Source organism: Constrictibacter sp. MBR-5, assembly GCF_040549485.1.
Lineage (GTDB): Bacteria > Pseudomonadota > Alphaproteobacteria > JAJUGE01 > JAJUGE01 > Constrictibacter.
On record NZ_JBEPTK010000005.1, the window covers coordinates 241,936 to 260,455 of the forward strand.

The following is an 18,520-nucleotide window of genomic DNA, read 5'->3' on the forward strand; positions in this document are numbered from 1 at the left end:
CTGCACGGCACTCTGACCAGGCTTGCGCGCCGTTGCGCCGGCCTCGAAGGCTGGCGCCGCTGGCTCGTGGCATGGGGCGCCGGCGCGGCTGCCGCTCTGGCCATGCCGCCCATCGGGCTGGTGCCGGTCCTGTTCTTCGCCTTCCCGGTCCTGGTCTGGCTCGTGGACGGCGCCCAACGGCGGAGGGCTGCCTTCGCCGTCGGGTGGTGGTTCGGCTTCGGCTACTTCGTCGTCGGACTCTACTGGATTTCCAACGCTCTGCTCGTCGATCCGGAGCAGTTCGCCTGGCTGATTCCGTTTGCCGTGTGCGGTCTGCCGGCTCTCCTGGCCATCTTCACCGGCCTCGCGACGCTGACCTCCGCGCTGTGGCGGGGCAGGGGGCCGGGACGGGTGCTGCTGCTGGCCGCCTCGTGGAGCGCGATGGAATGGCTGCGCGGCCACGCCTTCACGGGATTCCCTTGGAATCTCCTAGGCTATGCGTGGGCGGACTCGGCGGCGATGCTCCAGGTGACCTCGGTAGTAGGCATCTATGGCCTCAGCCTGCTGACCGTGCTCGCCGCGGCGGCGCCCGCGGCCCTCGCCGATCCGCACGGCGACTCCGACGCGCGGCGCGCCTGGATTCTGCCGGCGGCCGCACTCGCGATGCTCGCGGTGCTCTGGGCCGGCGGGATGGCGCGGCTGTCGGAACCGGCAGTCGGGAGCGTCGACGGCGTACGACTCCGCATCGTTCAGGCCAACATTCCGCAGAGCCTGAAGTGGGACGATTCGCAACGTGTCGCCAATGTGCGCCGCTACCTGGATATGAGCGCTGCACCGGCTGCGCCGGGGACGCCGCCACCGACGCACATCGTCTGGCCGGAGACGGCCGTGCCGTTCTTTCTCAATGCCGAACCGCAGGTAATTGCGGCGCTCGCACAGGTTGCGCCGCCGGGCGGGGCGTTGATTACCGGCGCGCCACGCATAGAGCGCGGCGTCGCTTCCGGCGAGCATGGCGGCACGCGGATCTGGAACAGCGTCATCTCGATCGATTCGACGGGTGCCATCGTCGCGACATACGACAAGTTCCACCTCGTGCCGTTCGGCGAATACGTGCCGTTCCGATCGGTCCTGGGGTTGGCGAAGATAACGCCTGGGACAGTCGATTTCTCCGCCGGTCCCGGGCCACGGACGCTCGACATTCCCGGGGCCCCACCGGTCAGCCCACTGGTATGTTACGAGGCCATCTTTCCGGGCAGGGTGACCGAGCCTGAGCCGCCGCCCGCTTGGCTGCTCAACGTCACCAACGACGCGTGGTACGGCCGTAGCGCCGGGCCCTATCAGCATCTGCAGATTGCCCGGGTCCGGGCGGTGGAACAGGGTCTGCCGCTCGTCCGCGCGGCAAACACCGGGATCTCGGCCATCATCGACCCTCACGGCCGTGTGGTGGAGCGCCTGCCGCTCGGCGAAACCGGGGTCATCGACGCTGCGCTGCCGGCGCCGATCGCTACCGGCACCGTATATGCGCGGTTGGGCGACACCATCTTCGCAGCGATGCTCCTCTTCGTATTCGGCGGCAGCTACAAGTTGCGCCATGGCTGGCAAAGGCGCGTTGTCGGAGGAGGCTGAATCAAACGCGTCCCGCGCTCAACCTTCGGGCGAGACAAGCTGCGCATACGATGGTAGGTTCCGGCGCGATGGTTGCGTTTGTCCATAGGAGTCGATCGAAGTGAGCGCAGCAGAGGCTACCGCACCGCCGCCAAAGAAGCCCCGCAGCAAGCCGCGGCGTACGCGCGGAAAGCCCAACCACGTCGACATTCATGTCGGCAGCCGTGTCCGGCAGCGGCGTACCCTGCTCGGCATGAGTCAGGAGAAGCTCGCCGATGCTCTCGGACTGACCTTCCAGCAGGTTCAGAAGTACGAGCGCGGTGCCAACCGGATCGGCGCCGGGCGGCTCTACGAATTGAGCAAGGCTCTCGACGTCCCGGTCTCCTACTTTTTCGAAGAACTGAGCGACGGACAGACGGGGCTGCGTGAAGAGGCGGCGGCCTACGGAGAGGATCCGATGGCGCGTCGCGAGACGCTTCTACTGGTGCGTGCGTATTACGGGATCGGAGAACAGGCAGTTCGCCGTCGCGTGCTCGATCTGATGAAGTCACTGGGGGCGGAAGCCGCGCCGGAAGAGGTGTGACGACCGTGTGAAATCGTCGTCAGGACGGTGGGGACTTGACGTTTCCAGGCATTTCTTGCATCAAGGCGGCCCGTCGTCTGTCGCTGAGGGCAGACGGCGGCCGCCGCCGGCACCACGCGGTTCCGGCGGTTCGCTGTGCGTCCGCTGGTCGGGCGCCCTCGTTACGAACGACCGAAGGCGCCGGCCCGCGGGCCGGCACAAGGAGTGTACGTGGCCCAGGGCAACTATCTCTTCACGAGCGAATCCGTATCCGAAGGACATCCGGACAAGATCTGCGATGCCGTTTCCGATGCGATCGTCGACGCCTATCTGCACGAAGACCCCATGTCGCGTTGCGGTGTCGAGACGCTCGTGACGACGAACCTGATCGTGGTCGCGGGTGAGACCCGGAGCGCCGGGAACGTTTCCCACGAGCGCATCGAGGAAATCGCCCGCCGGACGGTCCGCGAAATCGGATACGACCAGGACAACTTCCACTGGGAGAAGTCCAAGGTCATGGTCTACGTTCACAGCCAGTCCGCCGACATCGCCGTCGGCGTCGATTCGGCCGGCAACGAGAAGGACGAGGGCGCCGGCGACCAGGGCCTGATGTTCGGGTATGCGTGCCGCGAGACGCCGCTTCTGATGCCTGCGCCGATCTATTATGCGCACGAGATCCTGAAGTCGCTCTCCAAGGCGCGTCATGCCGGTGAGGTGCCGGATCTCGGCCCCGACATGAAGAGCCAGGTCACCCTCGAATACCGCAACGGTCAACCGGTGCGGGCGACTTCGGTGGTTGTGTCGGCGCAGCATTCCGAAGGGGTCGATCAGGCCACCGTCCGCAAGCTCATCCGTCCGCACGTCGAGAACGTGCTGCCGTCCGGCTGGATGTGCTCCGAGGACGAATTCTACACCAATCCGACCGGCCGGTTCGTCATCGGCGGCCCGGACGGCGATGCCGGCTTGACCGGCCGCAAGATCATCGTCGACACCTATGGCGGCGCGGCGCCGCACGGCGGCGGCGCCTTCTCCGGCAAGGACCCGTCCAAGGTCGACCGTTCGGCGGCCTACGCCTGCCGCTATCTGGCGAAGAACATCGTCGCGGCGGATCTGGCGGATAAGTGCACCATCCAGGTCGCCTACGCGATCGGCATCTCCAAGCCGCTGTCGGTGTATGTCGACACGCACGGCACCGGTAAGGCCGACGAGGCCGCGATCGCTTCTGCAGCCCGCAAGGCGATGGACCTGTCGCCGCGCGGTATCCGTACCCACCTGCAGCTGAACCGCCCGATTTATGCGCGGACGGCGGCTTACGGTCACTTCGGTCGGAACCCCGATGCGGACGGTGGCTTCTCCTGGGAGAAGACCGATCTGGTGGACGAGCTGAAGGGCGCGATGCGCTGATCCGTTCGTCCTGGGACGAAGCTGCGGGGGCCGGTCGTTCGACTGGCCCCCGTTGCGTCTGACGATGGATTCCGCGGCGTCATCCTTTCTATTGGCCCGCGGCTGGCAATGCTGTAGACACCCCCATTCGGTTGGCGCCGGAGATTCCGGCGCCGGCTCTCGGTCGGGTCGGGCCGTGCGGGCGTGGCGGAACTGGTAGACGCGCCAGACTTAGGATCTGGTGGCCTTGGTCGTGGGGGTTCAAGTCCCTCCGCCCGCACCAATCTGCCGCCCGATGGCGACGATCCGTCCCGCAGGACAAACGCAGAAACCCGGACGAAGCCCCCATGCAGGTAACCGAGACCAACGCCGAAGGCCTGAAGCGCGAGTTCGCGATCATGGTCCCCGCTGCCGACATCCAGGCCCAGGTGACGGCCAAGCTGGAAGAGATCGCCCGCACCATCCGGCTGCCGGGCTTCCGCCCGGGCAAGGCGCCGATCGGCGTGCTGCGGCAGCGTTATGCGAAATCGATCACCGGCGAGGTGCTCGAGGCGCAGGTGAACGAGAGCAGCCAGAAGGCGATGGACGATCGCGGGCTGCGTCCGGCGGTTCCGCCGAAGGTCGAGGACCTCAAGTTCGAGGAGGGCGCCGATCTCGAGTTCAAGCTCGCCGTCGAGGTGATGCCCGAGATCGCGCCCATGGATTTCTCGTCGATCGAACTGGAACGGCCGACGGCCGAGGTGGAGGAGAAGTCGATCGACGAAGCCGTCGAGCGTCTGGCCTCGAACCTGCGGAAGACGCGGCCGCTCGCCGAGCCGCGGCCGGCGCAGTCCGGTGACATTGCCGTGATCGATTTCGTCGGCAAGCTCGACGGCGAGGCGTTCGCGGGTGGTTCGGCCGAGGGATACGAACTCGAGCTGGGCGCCGGCAACTTCGTCCCCGGTTTCGAGGATCAGGTGATCGGCGCCGAGGTCGGCGAGAAGCGCGAAGTGCGGATCACGATGCCGGCCGATTACGGTGCGGAGCACCTGGCGGGCAAGGAGGTCGTGTTCGACGTCGAGGTCAAGGAACTGAAGGAGCGGGAGCCCGTCACCGTCGACGAGGAAACCGCGAAGAATTTCGGCTTTGAGACGCTGGCCGAGCTTCGCGAGGCGGTGAAGGGGCGCATCGAGAGCGAGTATGGAGCGCTGTCGCGCGCCCGCGTGAAGCGCGTCCTCTTCGACAAGCTCGATGAAGCGCACAAGTTCGACGTTCCGGAAAGTCTCGTCTCGCAGGAGTTCGAGGCGATCTGGACCGAACTCAAGCAGCAGCTCGACGGGCCGAACGGCGAACAGATCCGGGAGGGTAAGAGCGACGAGGATCTGGAGGCTGAGTACCGCCGCGTCGCCGATCGCCGCGTGCGTCTCGGGCTCCTCCTTGCAGAAGTGGGCCGGCTGAACAATATCTCGGTCTCGCAGGACGATCTCGGCCGTGCGTTGCGTGCCGAGGCGTCCCGGTACCCCGGGCAAGAGGAGAGGGTACTCGACTTCTACCGTCAGACTCCCGGAGCGATGGCGCGGCTTCAGGCGCCGATCCTGGAAGAGAAGGTGGTCGACTATATTCTTGAGCTCGCCCAGGTGACCAACAAGACGGTCACTCCGGAAGAGCTCGTCAAGGAGGCTGAGGACGAAGACAGCGGGACCTGACCCCGGCCTCCTACCGACCATTGCACCCGCCGAGCTGAACATGCGCGATAGAGATCCGATCGACGTCTATTCGAACATGCTCGTGCCGATGGTCGTGGAGACGACCAACCGCGGCGAGCGCGCCTACGACATCTACTCGCGCCTGCTAAAGGAGCGGATCATCTTCCTGACGGGGCCGGTCCACGACGGTGCGGCCGCCCTCATCTGCGCGCAGTTGCTCTTTCTCGAAGCCGAGCATCCGACGAAGGACATCTCCTTCTACATCAACTCCCCCGGTGGAGTGGTGACGTCGGGGCTCGCGATCTACGACACCATGCAGTACATCCGCTGCCCCGTGTCGACCGTCTGCATCGGTCAGGCGGCGTCGATGGGGTCGCTTCTCCTCACGTCCGGTGAAAAGGGCAAGCGCTATGCCCTGCCGAACGCGCGGATCATGGTGCACCAGCCCTCTGGCGGCTTTCAGGGCCAAGCCAGCGACATCGAGATTCACGCTCGTGAAATTCTCTCGATTCGTCGCCGGCTGAACGAAATCTACGTGCATCACACCGGACAGCCGATCGAGGCGATCGAGGAAGCACTCGAACGTGACCGCTTCCTGACCCCGGAAGATGCGCGGGAATTCGGCCTCATCGACGAGGTCGTAAAGCAGCGACCCCCTGCCGAACCCGAAGCAAAACGCTGATCTCGGCAGAAATTAACCCCCTGTTGAGCGGAGGCCGCTCAAATCAGGTGCTGAAGCGCCGGCGGACGGCCAGGCGGTGATGTGGCGCATTAGGCGTTGTGCGGCCGTCGGCCGTCTGGCTAACATGCTTCGGCTACAGTTCCGTTTCGTGATGGACCAGCGATGACCAAGGCCAGCGGCGGCGACTCGAAGAACACGCTCTACTGCTCCTTCTGCGGCAAGAGCCAGCACGAGGTGCGTAAGCTCATCGCGGGCCCGACGGTATTCATCTGCGACGAATGCGTCGAGCTCTGCATGGATATTATCCGTGAGGAGCACAAGAGCACCCTCGTCAAATCCCGCGACGGGGTTCCGACCCCGTCGGAAATCCGTAAGATTCTCGACGACTACGTGATCGGGCAGGACCATGCGAAGAAGGTCCTCTCAGTCGCGGTGCACAACCACTACAAGCGCCTCGGCGGCGGCGGTAAGGCCAGCGAGGTCGAGATCGCGAAGTCGAACATCCTGCTCGTCGGCCCGACCGGCTGCGGCAAGACGCTGCTCGCCCAGACCCTGGCGCGCACCCTCGACGTGCCGTTCACGATGGCGGACGCCACGACCCTCACCGAGGCGGGCTATGTCGGCGAGGACGTGGAGAACATCATCCTCCGCCTCCTCCAGGCGGCCGACTACAATGTCGAGCGTGCGCAGCGCGGGATCGTCTACATCGACGAGGTCGATAAGATCTCGCGCAAGTCGGACAATCCCTCGATTACCCGCGACGTGTCGGGCGAGGGCGTCCAGCAGGCGCTCCTGAAGATCATGGAGGGGACGATCGCCTCCGTTCCCCCGCAGGGCGGGCGCAAGCACCCCCAGCAGGAGTTCCTCCAGGTCGACACCACGAACATCCTGTTCATCTGCGGCGGCGCGTTCGCCGGGCTCGACCGCATCATCTCGATGCGCGGCAAGGGGTCGGCGATGGGCTTCGGCGCCCAGGTCCGTTCGCCGGATGAGCGCACCACGGGCGAGATCCTGCGCGAGGTGGAGCCGGAAGACCTGCTCAAGTTCGGCCTCATTCCCGAGTTCGTCGGCCGTCTGCCGGTGATTGCGACCCTGGGCGACCTGGACGAGCCGGCGCTGATCGAGATCCTGACCAAGCCGAAGAACGCGCTGGTCAAGCAGTACCAGCGGCTGTTCGACATGGAGGACGTGCGTCTCACCTTCACGGATGACGCGCTGACGGGCATCGCCAAGAAGGCCATCGCCCGCAAGACCGGTGCGCGCGGCCTGCGCTCGATCATGGAGGGCATCCTCCTCGAGCCGATGTACGACCTTCCCGGCCTCGAAGCCGTCGAGGAACTGGTCGTGAACCGCGAGGTCGTCGAAGGGCGGGCCCGGCCACTCTACATCTACTCCGAGCGGCGGGGCGACGTGGGCTCCAGCGCCTGAACGCGCCTTGAAGCGCACTCGTCGCCGGCCATTTAGTTAAAGAGGCACCCGCCGCTCCGGACCGTTTCGGTTCGGCGGGTGCGGCTCCCCAACGCAAAGTGGTGCGATGCAGCAAAAGCCGAGCGGCAACACTTATCCGGTCCTGCCCCTGCGCGACATCGTGGTGTTTCCCCACATGATCGTGCCGCTCTTCGTCGGGCGCGAGAAATCCGTTCGCGCCCTCGAAGAGGTGATGAAGGACGATAAGCAGATCCTCCTGCTCACCCAGAAGAACGCGACACAGGACGACCCTGCCGCGGCAGATCTCTACGAAGTCGGCACGATCGGCACGGTGCTTCAGCTGCTGAAGTTGCCCGACGGCACCGTGAAGGTGCTGGTCGAAGGCGTGCAGCGCGCGCGCGTCGGCGCTTTCACCGGCCATGAGAACTTCTTCGAAGTCGAGGCCGATATCCTCGAGGAAGAGCCTGCCGGCGATCCCAGCGAGGAAGAGGCGCTGGTGCGCACGGTCGTTGCGCAGTTCGAGCAGTATGTGAAGCTCAACAAGAAGATCCCGCCCGAAGTGCTCGTGTCGATCAACCAGATCGACGAGGCGGCGAAGCTCGGTGATACCGTCGCTGCCCATCTGACGCTGAAAATCCCCGAGAAGCAGGAGCTTCTCGAGATCGCCGGCGTGAAGCAGCGGCTCGAGCGGGTCTACGCCTACATGGAAGGCGAGATCGACGTTCTCGAGGTGGAGAAGCGCATCCGGAACCGCGTGAAGCGGCAGATGGAGAAGACGCAGCGCGAGTACTACCTCAACGAGCAGATGAAGGCGATCCAGAAGGAACTCGGCGAGGGCGAAGACGGCCGCGACGATGCATCCGAGCTGGAAGAGCGCATCAACGCGACGCGGCTGACAAAGGAAGCGCGCGACAAGGCCATGGCGGAGCTCAAGAAGCTCCGTTCGATGAGCCCGATGTCGGCCGAGGCGACCGTCGTCCGCAACTATCTCGACTGGATGCTGTCGATCCCCTGGAGCAAGCGCTCCAAGGTCAAGCGCGACATCCACCACGCCGAGAAGACGCTCAACGCGGACCATTACGGTCTCGAGAAGGTCAAGGAGCGGATCCTCGAGTACCTCGCCGTGCAGCAGCGGATGAAGAAGGTCAAGGGGCCGATCCTCTGCCTCGTCGGGCCTCCGGGCGTTGGCAAGACCTCGCTGGGCAAGTCGATCGCGCGGGCTACCGGGCGAAACTTCGTACGCATGTCGCTCGGCGGCGTGCGCGACGAGGCCGAGGTGCGCGGCCATCGCCGGACCTACATCGGCTCGATGCCGGGCAAGGTCATCCAGGGGATGAAGAAGGCGAAGACGTCCAACCCGCTCTTTCTTCTGGACGAGATCGACAAGCTCGGTGCCGACTGGCGCGGCGATCCGTCTTCGGCCCTGCTCGAGGTCCTGGATCCGGAGCAGAACAGCACGTTCAACGACCATTACCTGGAGGTCGATTACGACCTGTCGGACGTGATGTTCGTGACGACGGCGAACACGCTGCGCATGCCGCAGCCGCTGCTCGACCGGATGGAGATCATCCGGATCCCGGGCTACACCGAGGACGAGAAGGTCGAGATCGCCAAGCGGCACCTGATCGGCAAGCAGACCGGTGAGCACGGCCTTCGCAAGGGCGAGCTCTCGATCAGCGACGAGGCCCTGCGCGACCTGATCCGCTACTACACGCGGGAGGCCGGCGTTCGGAACCTCGAGCGTGAGATCGCCAACCTCTCGCGGAAGTCGGTCAAGGAGCTGGTCAGCAGCAAGGGCAAGAAGGAGATCAAGATCACGCCGCGGAACCTCGGCAAGTATGCCGGGATCCGCAAGTATCGCTACGGCGAGGCGGAGCTCGAGGATCTCGTGGGCGTGACGACCGGTCTCGCCTGGACCGAGGTTGGCGGCGAACTGCTGTCGATCGAGGCGGTGATCATGCCGGGCAAGGGCGCCGTGTCCCACACCGGCAAGCTTGGCGACGTGATGCAGGAGTCCGTTCAGGCCGCACGCTCGTTCATCCGCTCCAGGATGCTCCAGTTCGGCGTGACGCCGCCGGAATTCGACAAGAAGGACATCCATGTGCACGTGCCGGAAGGTGCGACGCCGAAGGATGGTCCGTCGGCCGGCGTCGCGATGATCACCTCGATGGCATCGGCGCTCAGCGGGATTCCCGTCCGCAAGGACGTCGCGATGACCGGCGAGATCACGCTGAGAGGTCGTGTCCTGCCGATCGGGGGCCTGAAGGAGAAGCTGCTCGCCGCCCTGCGTGGTGGCCTCCGGACGGTGATTATCCCGAAGGACAACGAGAAGGACCTGGCAGACATCCCCGACAATGTCCGCAAGTCTCTGAACATCATCTGCGCCGAGACCGTGGACGATGTCCTGCGACAGGCTCTCGTGAGGATGCCCAATCCCGTCGAGTGGTCCGAACCGGCGAAGGTGCCGCCGGTCGCCAAGGGCGACGACCAGTCTTCATCGGGCGTCGTCACTCACTGACCTTCAATGCAGGCGAGCGTCGCCGGGTTGCGGATTCCCCCAGGAAACCGCAGCCCGGCCCTTGCTTCGCGTTGACGCTGTAGAACGGCCCGATCTAGACTCCGCCTGCTTTGCATGGGGGCTGTTGTAGCCATCAGGGCGTTTGTTACTTTTGATTGACAGGGGAAGCTCCGTGAACAAGAACGAACTGATCGCTGCAGTTGCAAGCGACGCGGATCTGTCTAAGGCCGATGCAACCAAAGCTGTCGATGCCGTCTTCGACGCGATCACCGGGGCCCTGAAGTCGGGAACCGAGGTTCGTCTTGTTGGTTTCGGCACGTTCTCGGTCAGCGAGCGTGCGGCTTCTACCGGGCGCAACCCGCGCACTGGCGAGACGATTGAAATCGCTGCGTCGAAGCAGCCAAAGTTCAAGGCCGGCAAGGGCCTGAAGGACGCCATCCAGTAATATCGCCGATCGCCGGACATTCAGTGCCGGTAAGGCCGGCCGGCGACGGCCGGCTTATTTCTTTTCCGTTCCGGCGTTCCCCGGGCCCAGACGGGCGGTTAGCTCAGCGGTAGAGCACCTGCCTTACACGCAGGCTGTCGCTGGTTCGATCCCAGCACCGCCCACCACGTCCTACCGCGAACGTCCTTGCCGCCCTCGTCAGACGGGCGAGGCGACCGGCGCCCCGGAATCGACTTCGGCCGCGGGCTCGTTATAGGCGCCGCAGGTCGGGCAGCGAAATACTGCGCAGCGAATGTCGCTCGCCCTGAAGTCCGCGAGCAGCAGGTCGCCGCATGCCCCGCATTCGAAGCGGGCGATCCCGAAGCCCCGTGCGATCGGCGCGCGATCCGCGAAAAACACCAGCCGGCTGTTTGCAGGCGGCTTCGGCACGATTCTCATCCTCATGGTCCGTGCCCTCCTGGTGACATCGGGTGCAGAGGCTGCATACCGATAGGCGTCACTATAGCAGCGCCATCCGACGGTTCCGAGTCGTCTCGCCGTCCGTGACGATGAAGCTTGTGTTGCCATCGGTCCCGGTCCGGGACAGGGTTCTCCCCGAACTGGGAGGGCAGGGGCATGAACAAGAGTGGAGCGCTGGCCGGTCGGGTGGCGGTCGTCACCGGAGGCGCACGCAACATCGGCCGCGCGATCGTCTTGGCGTTGGCGGGAGAGGGCGCTTCCGTCGTCGTGAACGCGCGGGGTGACGCAGCCGCCGCCGAAGCGGTCGCCGCGGAGGCCGAGGCCGCCGGGGGCAGGGGCCTCGCGCACGTCGCCGACGTCACCGACGCTGCCGCCGTGCAGGGCATGGTCGATGCGGCCGTGGCGGCCTTCGGACGAATCGACTTCCTGGTCAGCAATGCGGCGCTGCGGCGCCAGACGCCCTTCCTCGACATGGGCTTCGAGGAGTGGCGCGAAATTCTGTCCGTCGCACTCGACGGCGCTTTCATCCTGTCGAAGGCGTGCGTGCCGCACATGATCGCGGCCGGGGGTGGGTCGATCGTGACGATCGGCGGCATATCGACCCATGTCGGCACGAAGAACCGCATCCACGTCTGCGCCGCCAAGGCCGGTTTGGAGGGATTTACCCGCGGGCTCGCGATGGAACTGGCGGAACACGGCATCACGGCCAACTGCATCGCGCCCGGTTCGATCGATACGGTGCGCGGCTCGACGGCGGGCGCCCGGCCCGGGAACATGGGGGCATCCGGCGTTCCGATCGGTCGATTCGGCCGGCCGGAGGAGATCGCGGCGATGGTCCGGCACCTCTGCCTGCCCGACGGCGGCTTCATCACCGGCCAGACGATTCATCTGAACGGGGGCGCCTGGATGCCCTGACCCCCGGAGCGCCGACGCCGGATCAGGCGCGGCGGTCTGCTTCGATCGCCCGCCGCGCCGCATCGATCATGCTGCGCGGTGCGCGAATCGGCATGGACAGCACCAGGGACGCCAGCGTCTTGCCATGGCCGTCGAGGTTCAGGCTGTCGTTGACGCCGCCCTGCAGCACGTCGTCGACGACGAAGTTGAGGGCGTGCAGCAGCGGCAGCTCGTAGCGGACGGCTCGGCCGGCGTCGCGATGCGCGAACAGCGCCTGCACCCGTTCTGCCGTCACCTGTTCGCACAGGAGCGGCCACGCGCCGGGGTCGTAGGCGACGACACTGACGTTGATGCGGTTGCCTTTGTCACCGGTCCTGCCGTGGGCGAGGTCGTGCAGCAGGCACTCGACCATCTCGTCGGTCCTTGCGGACAGGTCAGACGTCATTGTTGCCCACCATGGTGACGGTCGGCCGGACGCGGTCGCGTGCAACCAGAAACGAGCCGGTGTTGACGCGCGACGTGACGCCCCATCGGACACCGCCGCCGCCCGCCGGGCCGCAGCAGTAGAGGGCCAGAACTTCGCGACCGACCCGTTCCGCGACGGCACGGTCGACGCTGCGCGCCGCGACGCGGAGTCGAACCTCGGCCGGCGCGGCGGCGGTGCCGCGGCGCATGGCGCCCGAGTCGCCATCGAAGACCGAGGCGTATCCGATCAGATCGTATCGGGCTTCGCAGTCCAGGCCGAGTCGCCGGATCCGCTCCAGGACAGTGTCGCCGGCCATGCGGGCGCGGGCGAGGGCATTGATTCCGGCATAGGTGATCTCGCCTTCGCCGAGCCAGCCGCCGTCGACGCTGGCGGTGACCTTGAGTGTCGGCGGCCGTTCGCGCCCACGCGCGCCGGCGATTCGCACGCGGTCCAGGCCGATCTGGGTCACTTCCACACCGGTGATGTCCAGCACCACGTCGGGTGTGAGATAGGCCGCGGGATCGTGCATCTCGTAGAGGATCTGCTCCTTCACGGTGCGCGCGGTGACCAAGCCGCCTGTTCCGGCGGCCTTCGTGATGACGGCTGTGCCGTCGGAGGCGACCTCGGCGATGGGAAAGCCGATGTCGGCCGGATTCGGCACATCCTTCCAGCCGGGATCGCCGAAGTAGCCGCCCGTCACCTGCGCGCCGCACTCCAGGAGGTGGCCGACCAGCGTTCCGGCGGCGAGCCGGTCCCAGTCGTCTTCTGCCCAGCCGTAGTGGTGGATCAGCGGTCCCAGCGCCAGCGCCGGGTCGGCGACTCGGCCCGTGGCCACCACCTGCGCCCCGTGGCGCAGCGCCTCGGCGATGGGGAAGGCCCCCATATAGACGTTGGCGGCGATGACCTCGGTCCGCGCCAGGTCGATCGGCTTGTCCGCCTCCCAATGGGCCATCTCGCCGGGTGCGACCGTTCCGCGCACGTCGTCGCCGCCGACGACGCCGACCTTCAGCGCCGGGATGCCTTCGTCGCGCGCGATCGCGTGGATCAGCCGCGCGGCACCCATCGGATTCGCCGCGCCGAAATTGCCGACGATCGGAATTCCGTGCTCGACGCAGCGCCTGAGAATGGGACGGATCAGCTCCGCCAGCATGGGTTCGTAGCCGGCGTCCGGGTCCTTGCGGCGCGCCAGCTGCGCCAGGGCCAGGGTCCGCTCCGCCAGTACCTCGAACATCATCGCGGCGGGCTTTCCCGAAGCGATGAGCGTGTCGACCACGGGGCCGGGGGCATCGAGGCGGTCGCCGGAGAAACCGGCACCGTCGCCGACCAGGAAAACGTCGTCGCGCATCATTTCCATCCCAGCGGCCTTCGCTCTTGCGGCAAAGGCCGGGCGGTGCCATAAGCCACTCATGGTCGGCGGCGGCTTGGTGGATGTCAACGACATGCCCAGGTTTCGCAACGACCGGTGAGCCGAAGGAAAGCAGCGCAAGCGGTTGACACTCGGCTACGGGGACAGTACTTACACGCTCCGTCTTTCGACGGTCGCGGGGGTGTAGCTCAGTCGGTTAGAGCGCCGGCCTGTCACGCCGGAGGCCGCGGGTTCGAGTCCCGTCACTCCCGCCATTCCTCGAAAGCATCGTTCGGCAGCGCCCGAAATCGCCGTCGCTCCTTCGTGACTGTTCGCGATTGCGGGTGGTCGCGGATCGAAATCCATCGCCACACCGGGCCCATGCGCGGGCCCGGGAGCCAGGAGCGCAGCGTCCGCCGGTGCCCGTCCCAATGGAAGACCTCCTTCTGCAGTATCTGCCGATCCTGATCTTCCTCGGGATCGCCGTCGTCGTGGCCGGAGCGGCGATCGCCGCGTCGCTGGTCATCGCGCCGCAGAATCCCGACCCCGAAAAAGTCTCAGCGTACGAGTGCGGGTTCGAAGCCTTCTCGGACTCCCGATCGAAGTTCGACGTTCGCTTCTACCTGGTCGCGATCCTGTTCATCATTTTCGATCTGGAAGTGGCGTTCCTCTTCCCCTGGGCGGTGTCGCTCGGCGGAATCGGGGTTCTCGGATTCTGGTCGATGATGATCTTCCTCGGAATCCTCACCGTAGGCTTCGTGTACGAGTGGAAGAAGGGTGCGCTGGAATGGGAGTAGAGCGGACGGACGTCTCCGGCCCGATGCAGCGCGGGGTGCTGCCGCCGGGTCAGGAGCAGAACGCGCTGTTGCGCGGCGTGACGGACGAACTCCAGGACAAGGGCTTCATCGTCGCCAGCGCCGATAAGCTGGTGAACTGGGCGCGCAGCGGGTCGCTGTGGCCGATGACCTTCGGTCTCGCCTGCTGCGCGGTCGAGATGATGCACACCGCAGCGTCGCGCTACGATCTGGACCGGTTCGGCATCGTGTTCCGGCCGAGCCCGCGGCAGTCGGACGTGATGATCGTCGCCGGCACGCTGTGCAACAAGATGGCTCCCGCCCTGCGCAAGGTCTACGACCAGATGGCGGAGCCGCGTTGGGTGATCTCGATGGGGTCCTGTGCCAACGGCGGCGGCTACTACCACTATTCTTATTCTGTGGTGCGCGGGTGCGACCGGATCGTCCCGGTCGACGTGTACGTGCCCGGCTGCCCGCCGACGGCGGAAGCGCTGCTGTACGGCGTCATGCTCCTGCAGAAGAAGATTCAGCGCACCGGCACGATCCGGCGATAGGCGAGGGCGGCAATGGACGAGGCGCTGACCGAACTCGCGGAGCACATCACCGCGACGCTGCCCGACGAGGTCGAGCGGACCGAGGGACAGCGGGGCGAGTTGGTCGTCTGGGCGCGCCGCAGCGCCATCGTGAAGGTGCTGACCTTCCTGCGCGACGACTCGAACTGCCACTTCAAGCAGTTGATGTCGGTGTGCGGCGCCGACTATCCCGAACGCGAGAATCGCTTCGAGGTCGTCTACAATCTGCTGAGCCACCGTCACAACCATCGCGTCCGCGTCAAGGTCGCGACCGACGAGGAGACGCCGGTCCCTTCCGTGACGGGCGTGTTCAGTTCGGCCGCCTGGTATGAACGCGAGACGTGGGACCTCTATGGCGTGTTCTTCTCCGATCACCCGGACCTGCGTCGGCTGCTGACGGACTACGGTTTCGAGGGCCATCCGCTGCGCAAGGACTTCCCGTTGACCGGCTATGTCGAGGTCCGCTACGACCCCGATCAGAAGCGCGTCGTCTACGAACCCGTCACCCTGACCCAGGAATTCCGCTCCTTCGACTTCCTGAGCCCGTGGGAAGGCTCGCGCCAGATGCTGGCCGGCGACGAGAAGGCGACGGTCACGCTTCCGGAAGGAAAGCAGACCTGATGCCCGAAGCTCTGATCCGGCACTACACGCTCAACTTCGGCCCGCAGCACCCAGCCGCCCATGGCGTGCTGCGCATGGTCATGGAGATGGACGGCGAGGTGGTCGAGCGAATCGACCCGCATATCGGGCTGCTGCATCGCGGCACCGAGAAGCTGATCGAGTACAAGACGTACCTGCAGGCGCTGCCCTATTTCGACCGGCTCGACTATGTCGCGCCGATGAACCAGGAGCACGCCTTCGCGCTGGCGGTGGAGAAGCTCCTCGGCGTGACGGTACCGGAGCGCGGCCAGTACATCCGGGTCCTCTTCTCCGAGATCAGCCGGATCCTGAACCATCTCCTGAACCTGACCGCCTTCGCGCTCGACGTCGGCGCCATGACCCCGCTGCTCTGGGGCTTCGAGCAGCGCGAGTTCCTGATGGAATTCTACGAACGTGCGAGCGGCGCGCGGCTGCATGCCGCCTATTTCCGCCCGGGCGGCGTCCACCAAGACCTGCCGGCCGGCCTGACCGAGGACATCCGGCGCTGGGCCGAGCAGTTCCCGAAGTTCATCGACGACCTCGAGGCGCTGCTCAACGAGAACCGCATCTTCAAGCAGCGCACCGTCGACATCGGGATCGTCTCGCAGCGCGACGCGCTCGACTGGGGCTTCTCCGGACCGATGCTGCGCGCCTCCGGCATGGCTTGGGATCTGCGCAAGGCGCAGCCCTACGATGTGTACGACCGGATGGATTTCGACATCCCGATCGGCAAGAACGGCGACTGCTACGACCGCTTCCTGATCCGCGTCGAGGAGATGCGTCAGAGCCTGCGGATCATCGACCAGTGCCTCGACCAGATGCCGGGCGGCCCCGTGCTCGTCGAGAACCACAAGATGTCGCCGCCGCGGCGTGCCGACATGAAGCGCTCGATGGAAGCGCTCATCCATCACTTCAAGCTCTATACCGAGGGCTATCACGTGCCCGAGGGCGAGACCTATACGGCGGTCGAGGCGCCGAAGGGCGAATTCGGCGTCTATCTGGTCGCCGACGGCACGAACAAGCCCTATCGCTGCTACATCCGCGCGCCGGGCTTCACCCATCTGCAGAGCATGGATTTCTGCAGCAAGGGCCACATGCTCGCCGACAGCGTCGCGATCCTGGGTGCCATGGACATCGTGTTCGGGGAGATCGACCGGTGAGTGCAGCTGGCCTTCCCGATGCGGACGATCCGCGCCAGCCGGCGAGCTTCGCCTTCGACGACGCCCACATGGCGCAGGCGCGCACGTTCATCGCCAAGTATCCCGCGGGCCGCCAGGCCAGCGCGGTGATCCCGCTCCTCGACCTGGCGCAGCGGCAGAACGGCGGGTGGCTGCCGCGCGTCGCGGTGCCCTACGTCGCCGACATGCTCGGCATGGCCGAGATCCGCGTGTGGGAGGTCGCCACCTTCTACACGATGTTCAAGCTGCACCCGGTCGGCCGGCATCTTGTCGAGGTCTGCACGACCACACCCTGCTGGCTGCGCGGCTCGGACGAGATCGTCGCGACCTGCGAGCGGGTGCTGGGCGTCAAGGTCGGCGAGACGACGGCGGACGGCATGTTCACGCTGGCCGAGGCCGAGTGCCTGGGAGCGTGCGTCAACGCGCCGATGATTCAGATCGGCGACCATTATTACGAGGACCTCGACGGGGCCGCCATGGAGCGGCTGATCGAGGCCTTGCGGCGCGGCGAGACCCCGCAGCCCGGCTCGCAGACCGGTCGATCCGGCAGCGAGCCTGCCGGCGGCCTCACGACCCTGCTCGAGGCGGGAGACGATTGATGCTGGCGGATGCCGACAGGATCTTCACGAATCTCTACGGCCGGCACGACTGGCGCCTCGAGGGCGCCAAGGCGCGTGGCGACTGGAACGGCACGAAGGACATCCTGCTCAAGGGCCGTGACTGGATCATCGACGAGATGAAGAAGTCCGGCATGCGCGGCCGCGGCGGCGCCGGCTTCCCGTCCGGCCTGAAATGGTCGTTCATGCCCAAGCAGTCGGACGGCCGGCCGCATTATCTGGTCGTCAACGCCGACGAGGGCGAGCCCGGGACCTGCAAGGACCGGGACATCATGCGCTGGGACCCGCACAAGCTGGTCGAGGGCTGCCTGCTCGCCAGCTTCGCCATGGGCGCGCATACCGCCTACATCTATATCCGCGGCGAGTTCTACCAGGAGGCGCTGAACCTCCAGGCGGCGGTCGACGAGGCCTACGAGGCTGGCCTGATCGGCAAGGACGCCTGCGGCAGCGGCTGGGACTTCGACCTCTTCGTCCATCGCGGCGCCGGCGCCTACATCTGCGGCGAAGAGACCGCGCTGATCGAGAGCCTGGAGGGCAAGAAGGGCCAGCCCCGGCTGAAGCCGCCTTTCCCGGCCATGTCGGGCCTCTACGGCTGTCCGACGACGGTGAACAATGTGGAGACGATCGCCGCGGCGCCGGAGATCCTGCGCCGCGGCGGCGCCTGGTTCGCGGGTCTCGGCCGCGAGAACAATACCGGCACCAAGCTCTTCTGCATCTCCGGGCACGTCGAGAAGCCGTGCAACGTCGAGGAGGTGATGGGCATCCCGCTGCGGGAGCTGATCGATCGGCACTGCGGCGGCGTGCGCGGCGGCTGGGACAACCTGCTCGCCGTCATCCCCGGCGGTTCGTCGACGCCGATGCTGCCGAAGGACGTCTGCGACACGATCCTGATGGATTTCGACAGCCTGCGTGCCGCGCGTTCCGGTCTCGGCACGGCGGCGGTCATCGTCATGGACAAGTCGACCGACATCGTCCGGGCGATCTCGCGCCTGTCGAAGTTCTACATGCACGAGAGCTGCGGCCAGTGCACGCCGTGTCGCGAGGGCACCGGCTGGGTCTGGCGGGTGATGGAGCGCATGGTCGTCGGCAATGCGACCGTCGCGGAGATCGACCTGCTGCTCGACGTCTGCTCGGAGATCGAAGGACACACGATCTGTGCGCTCGGCGACGCGGCCGCCTGGCCCGTTCAGGGCCTGTTCCGCCACTTCCGGCCGGAAGTCGAGCGGCGCATACTTGAATACCGTGGCCGGGCGAAGGCGGCCTGAGGAG

At 66.1% G+C, this 18,520-nt stretch carries 18 protein-coding genes and 3 tRNA genes; 18 read left to right on the forward strand and 3 right to left on the reverse strand.

The genetic code is table 11. From position 1 onward, the window contains the following. Nucleotides 1-66 precede the first annotated feature (66 nt). The 10 genes from lnt to ABIE65_RS13420 all read left to right on the forward strand — a co-directional run bounded on the left by lnt (nt 67) and on the right by ABIE65_RS13420 (nt 10,454). Complete coding sequence (gene lnt / locus ABIE65_RS13375) at nt 67-1,605, forward strand: apolipoprotein N-acyltransferase (protein WP_354078469.1); 1,539 nt, start codon at nt 67-69, stop codon at nt 1,603-1,605. 100 nt (nt 1,606-1,705) lie between these two features. Beyond that, nucleotides 1,706-2,167: a helix-turn-helix domain-containing protein gene (locus ABIE65_RS13380; RefSeq protein ID WP_502918530.1), complete on the forward strand. Its 462-nt coding sequence runs from the start codon at nt 1,706-1,708 to the stop codon at nt 2,165-2,167. 210 nt (nt 2,168-2,377) lie between these two features. Then, a complete protein-coding gene (metK, locus tag ABIE65_RS13385) occupies nt 2,378-3,550 on the forward strand; it encodes a methionine adenosyltransferase (protein ID WP_354078284.1) in 1,173 nt (390 codons plus the stop codon). Nucleotides 3,551-3,727: 177 nt separating this feature from the next. After that, nucleotides 3,728-3,812 (forward strand) — tRNA-Leu (locus ABIE65_RS13390). A gap of 64 nt (nt 3,813-3,876) precedes the next feature. After that, nucleotides 3,877-5,214 carry a trigger factor gene (gene tig / locus ABIE65_RS13395; protein WP_354078285.1) on the forward strand — a complete coding sequence of 446 codons (1,338 nt, stop codon included), beginning with the start codon at nt 3,877-3,879 and terminating at the stop codon, nt 5,212-5,214. Between the two features lie 40 nt (nt 5,215-5,254). Beyond that, entirely contained in the window at nt 5,255-5,896 is a 642-nt protein-coding gene (gene clpP / locus ABIE65_RS13400) for an ATP-dependent Clp endopeptidase proteolytic subunit ClpP (RefSeq protein ID WP_354078287.1), read from the forward strand. A gap of 162 nt (nt 5,897-6,058) precedes the next feature. Next, complete coding sequence (gene clpX / locus ABIE65_RS13405; protein WP_354078288.1) at nt 6,059-7,324, forward strand: ATP-dependent Clp protease ATP-binding subunit ClpX; 1,266 nt, start codon at nt 6,059-6,061, stop codon at nt 7,322-7,324. Nucleotides 7,325-7,430: 106 nt separating this feature from the next. Continuing rightward, on the forward strand, nt 7,431-9,842 hold the full coding sequence (gene lon, locus ABIE65_RS13410) for an endopeptidase La (protein WP_354078289.1): 2,412 nt from the start codon (nt 7,431-7,433) through the stop codon (nt 9,840-9,842). A gap of 154 nt (nt 9,843-9,996) precedes the next feature. Continuing rightward, on the forward strand, nt 9,997-10,287 hold the full coding sequence (gene hbs / locus ABIE65_RS13415) for a non-specific DNA-binding protein Hbs (protein WP_502918535.1): 291 nt from the start codon (nt 9,997-9,999) through the stop codon (nt 10,285-10,287). A gap of 92 nt (nt 10,288-10,379) precedes the next feature. Beyond that, nucleotides 10,380-10,454: transfer RNA gene (locus ABIE65_RS13420), tRNA-Val, on the forward strand. Between the two features lie 31 nt (nt 10,455-10,485). Here ABIE65_RS13420 and ABIE65_RS13425 read toward each other — a convergent pair. Next, nucleotides 10,486-10,716 (reverse strand): hypothetical protein, encoded by a 231-nt coding sequence (locus ABIE65_RS13425; RefSeq protein WP_354078291.1) that lies wholly within the window; start codon nt 10,714-10,716, stop codon nt 10,486-10,488. Nucleotides 10,717-10,902: 186 nt separating this feature from the next. Between ABIE65_RS13425 and ABIE65_RS13430 the strand changes: the two genes are divergently transcribed. After that, a complete protein-coding gene (locus tag ABIE65_RS13430; protein WP_354078292.1) occupies nt 10,903-11,661 on the forward strand; it encodes an SDR family NAD(P)-dependent oxidoreductase in 759 nt (252 codons plus the stop codon). A gap of 22 nt (nt 11,662-11,683) precedes the next feature. Here ABIE65_RS13430 and ABIE65_RS13435 read toward each other — a convergent pair whose 3' ends face one another. Both ABIE65_RS13435 and ABIE65_RS13440 read right to left on the reverse strand, forming a co-directional pair. Continuing rightward, nucleotides 11,684-12,052 carry an AtuA-related protein gene (locus ABIE65_RS13435; protein ID WP_354078293.1) on the reverse strand — a complete coding sequence of 123 codons (369 nt, stop codon included), beginning with the start codon at nt 12,050-12,052 and terminating at the stop codon, nt 11,684-11,686. A gap of 22 nt (nt 12,053-12,074) precedes the next feature. Then, entirely contained in the window at nt 12,075-13,451 is a 1,377-nt protein-coding gene (locus ABIE65_RS13440; protein ID WP_354078294.1) for an acyclic terpene utilization AtuA family protein, read from the reverse strand. Nucleotides 13,452-13,649: 198 nt separating this feature from the next. On the opposite strand from ABIE65_RS13440, the gene ABIE65_RS13445 reads away from it, so the two are divergent. The 7 genes from ABIE65_RS13445 to nuoF all read left to right on the forward strand — a co-directional run bounded on the left by ABIE65_RS13445 (nt 13,650) and on the right by nuoF (nt 18,516). Continuing rightward, nucleotides 13,650-13,726, forward strand: a tRNA-Asp gene (locus ABIE65_RS13445). A gap of 156 nt (nt 13,727-13,882) precedes the next feature. Further along, the gene (locus tag ABIE65_RS13450; protein ID WP_354078295.1) at nt 13,883-14,248 is read left to right on the forward strand and encodes an NADH-quinone oxidoreductase subunit A; all 366 of its coding nucleotides are present in this window, start codon (nt 13,883-13,885) and stop codon (nt 14,246-14,248) included. Further along, a complete protein-coding gene (locus ABIE65_RS13455) occupies nt 14,239-14,799 on the forward strand; it encodes a NuoB/complex I 20 kDa subunit family protein (RefSeq protein ID WP_354078296.1) in 561 nt (186 codons plus the stop codon). The genes ABIE65_RS13450 and ABIE65_RS13455 overlap by 10 nt, the downstream gene beginning before the upstream one ends. A 12-nt stretch (nt 14,800-14,811) precedes the next feature. Continuing rightward, nucleotides 14,812-15,438 (forward strand): NADH-quinone oxidoreductase subunit C, encoded by a 627-nt coding sequence (locus ABIE65_RS13460; RefSeq protein ID WP_354078297.1) that lies wholly within the window; start codon nt 14,812-14,814, stop codon nt 15,436-15,438. Further along, complete coding sequence (locus tag ABIE65_RS13465; RefSeq protein WP_354078298.1) at nt 15,438-16,616, forward strand: NADH-quinone oxidoreductase subunit D; 1,179 nt, start codon at nt 15,438-15,440, stop codon at nt 16,614-16,616. Before ABIE65_RS13460 ends, ABIE65_RS13465 begins: the two co-directional genes overlap by 1 nt. Next, nucleotides 16,613-17,233 carry an NADH-quinone oxidoreductase subunit NuoE gene (gene nuoE / locus ABIE65_RS13470; protein ID WP_354078299.1) on the forward strand — a complete coding sequence of 207 codons (621 nt, stop codon included), beginning with the start codon at nt 16,613-16,615 and terminating at the stop codon, nt 17,231-17,233. Before ABIE65_RS13465 ends, nuoE begins: the two co-directional genes overlap by 4 nt. After that, nucleotides 17,233-18,516 carry an NADH-quinone oxidoreductase subunit NuoF gene (gene nuoF, locus ABIE65_RS13475; RefSeq protein WP_354078300.1) on the forward strand — a complete coding sequence of 428 codons (1,284 nt, stop codon included), beginning with the start codon at nt 17,233-17,235 and terminating at the stop codon, nt 18,514-18,516. The genes nuoE and nuoF overlap by 1 nt, the downstream gene beginning before the upstream one ends. Nucleotides 18,517-18,520 lie beyond the last annotated feature (4 nt).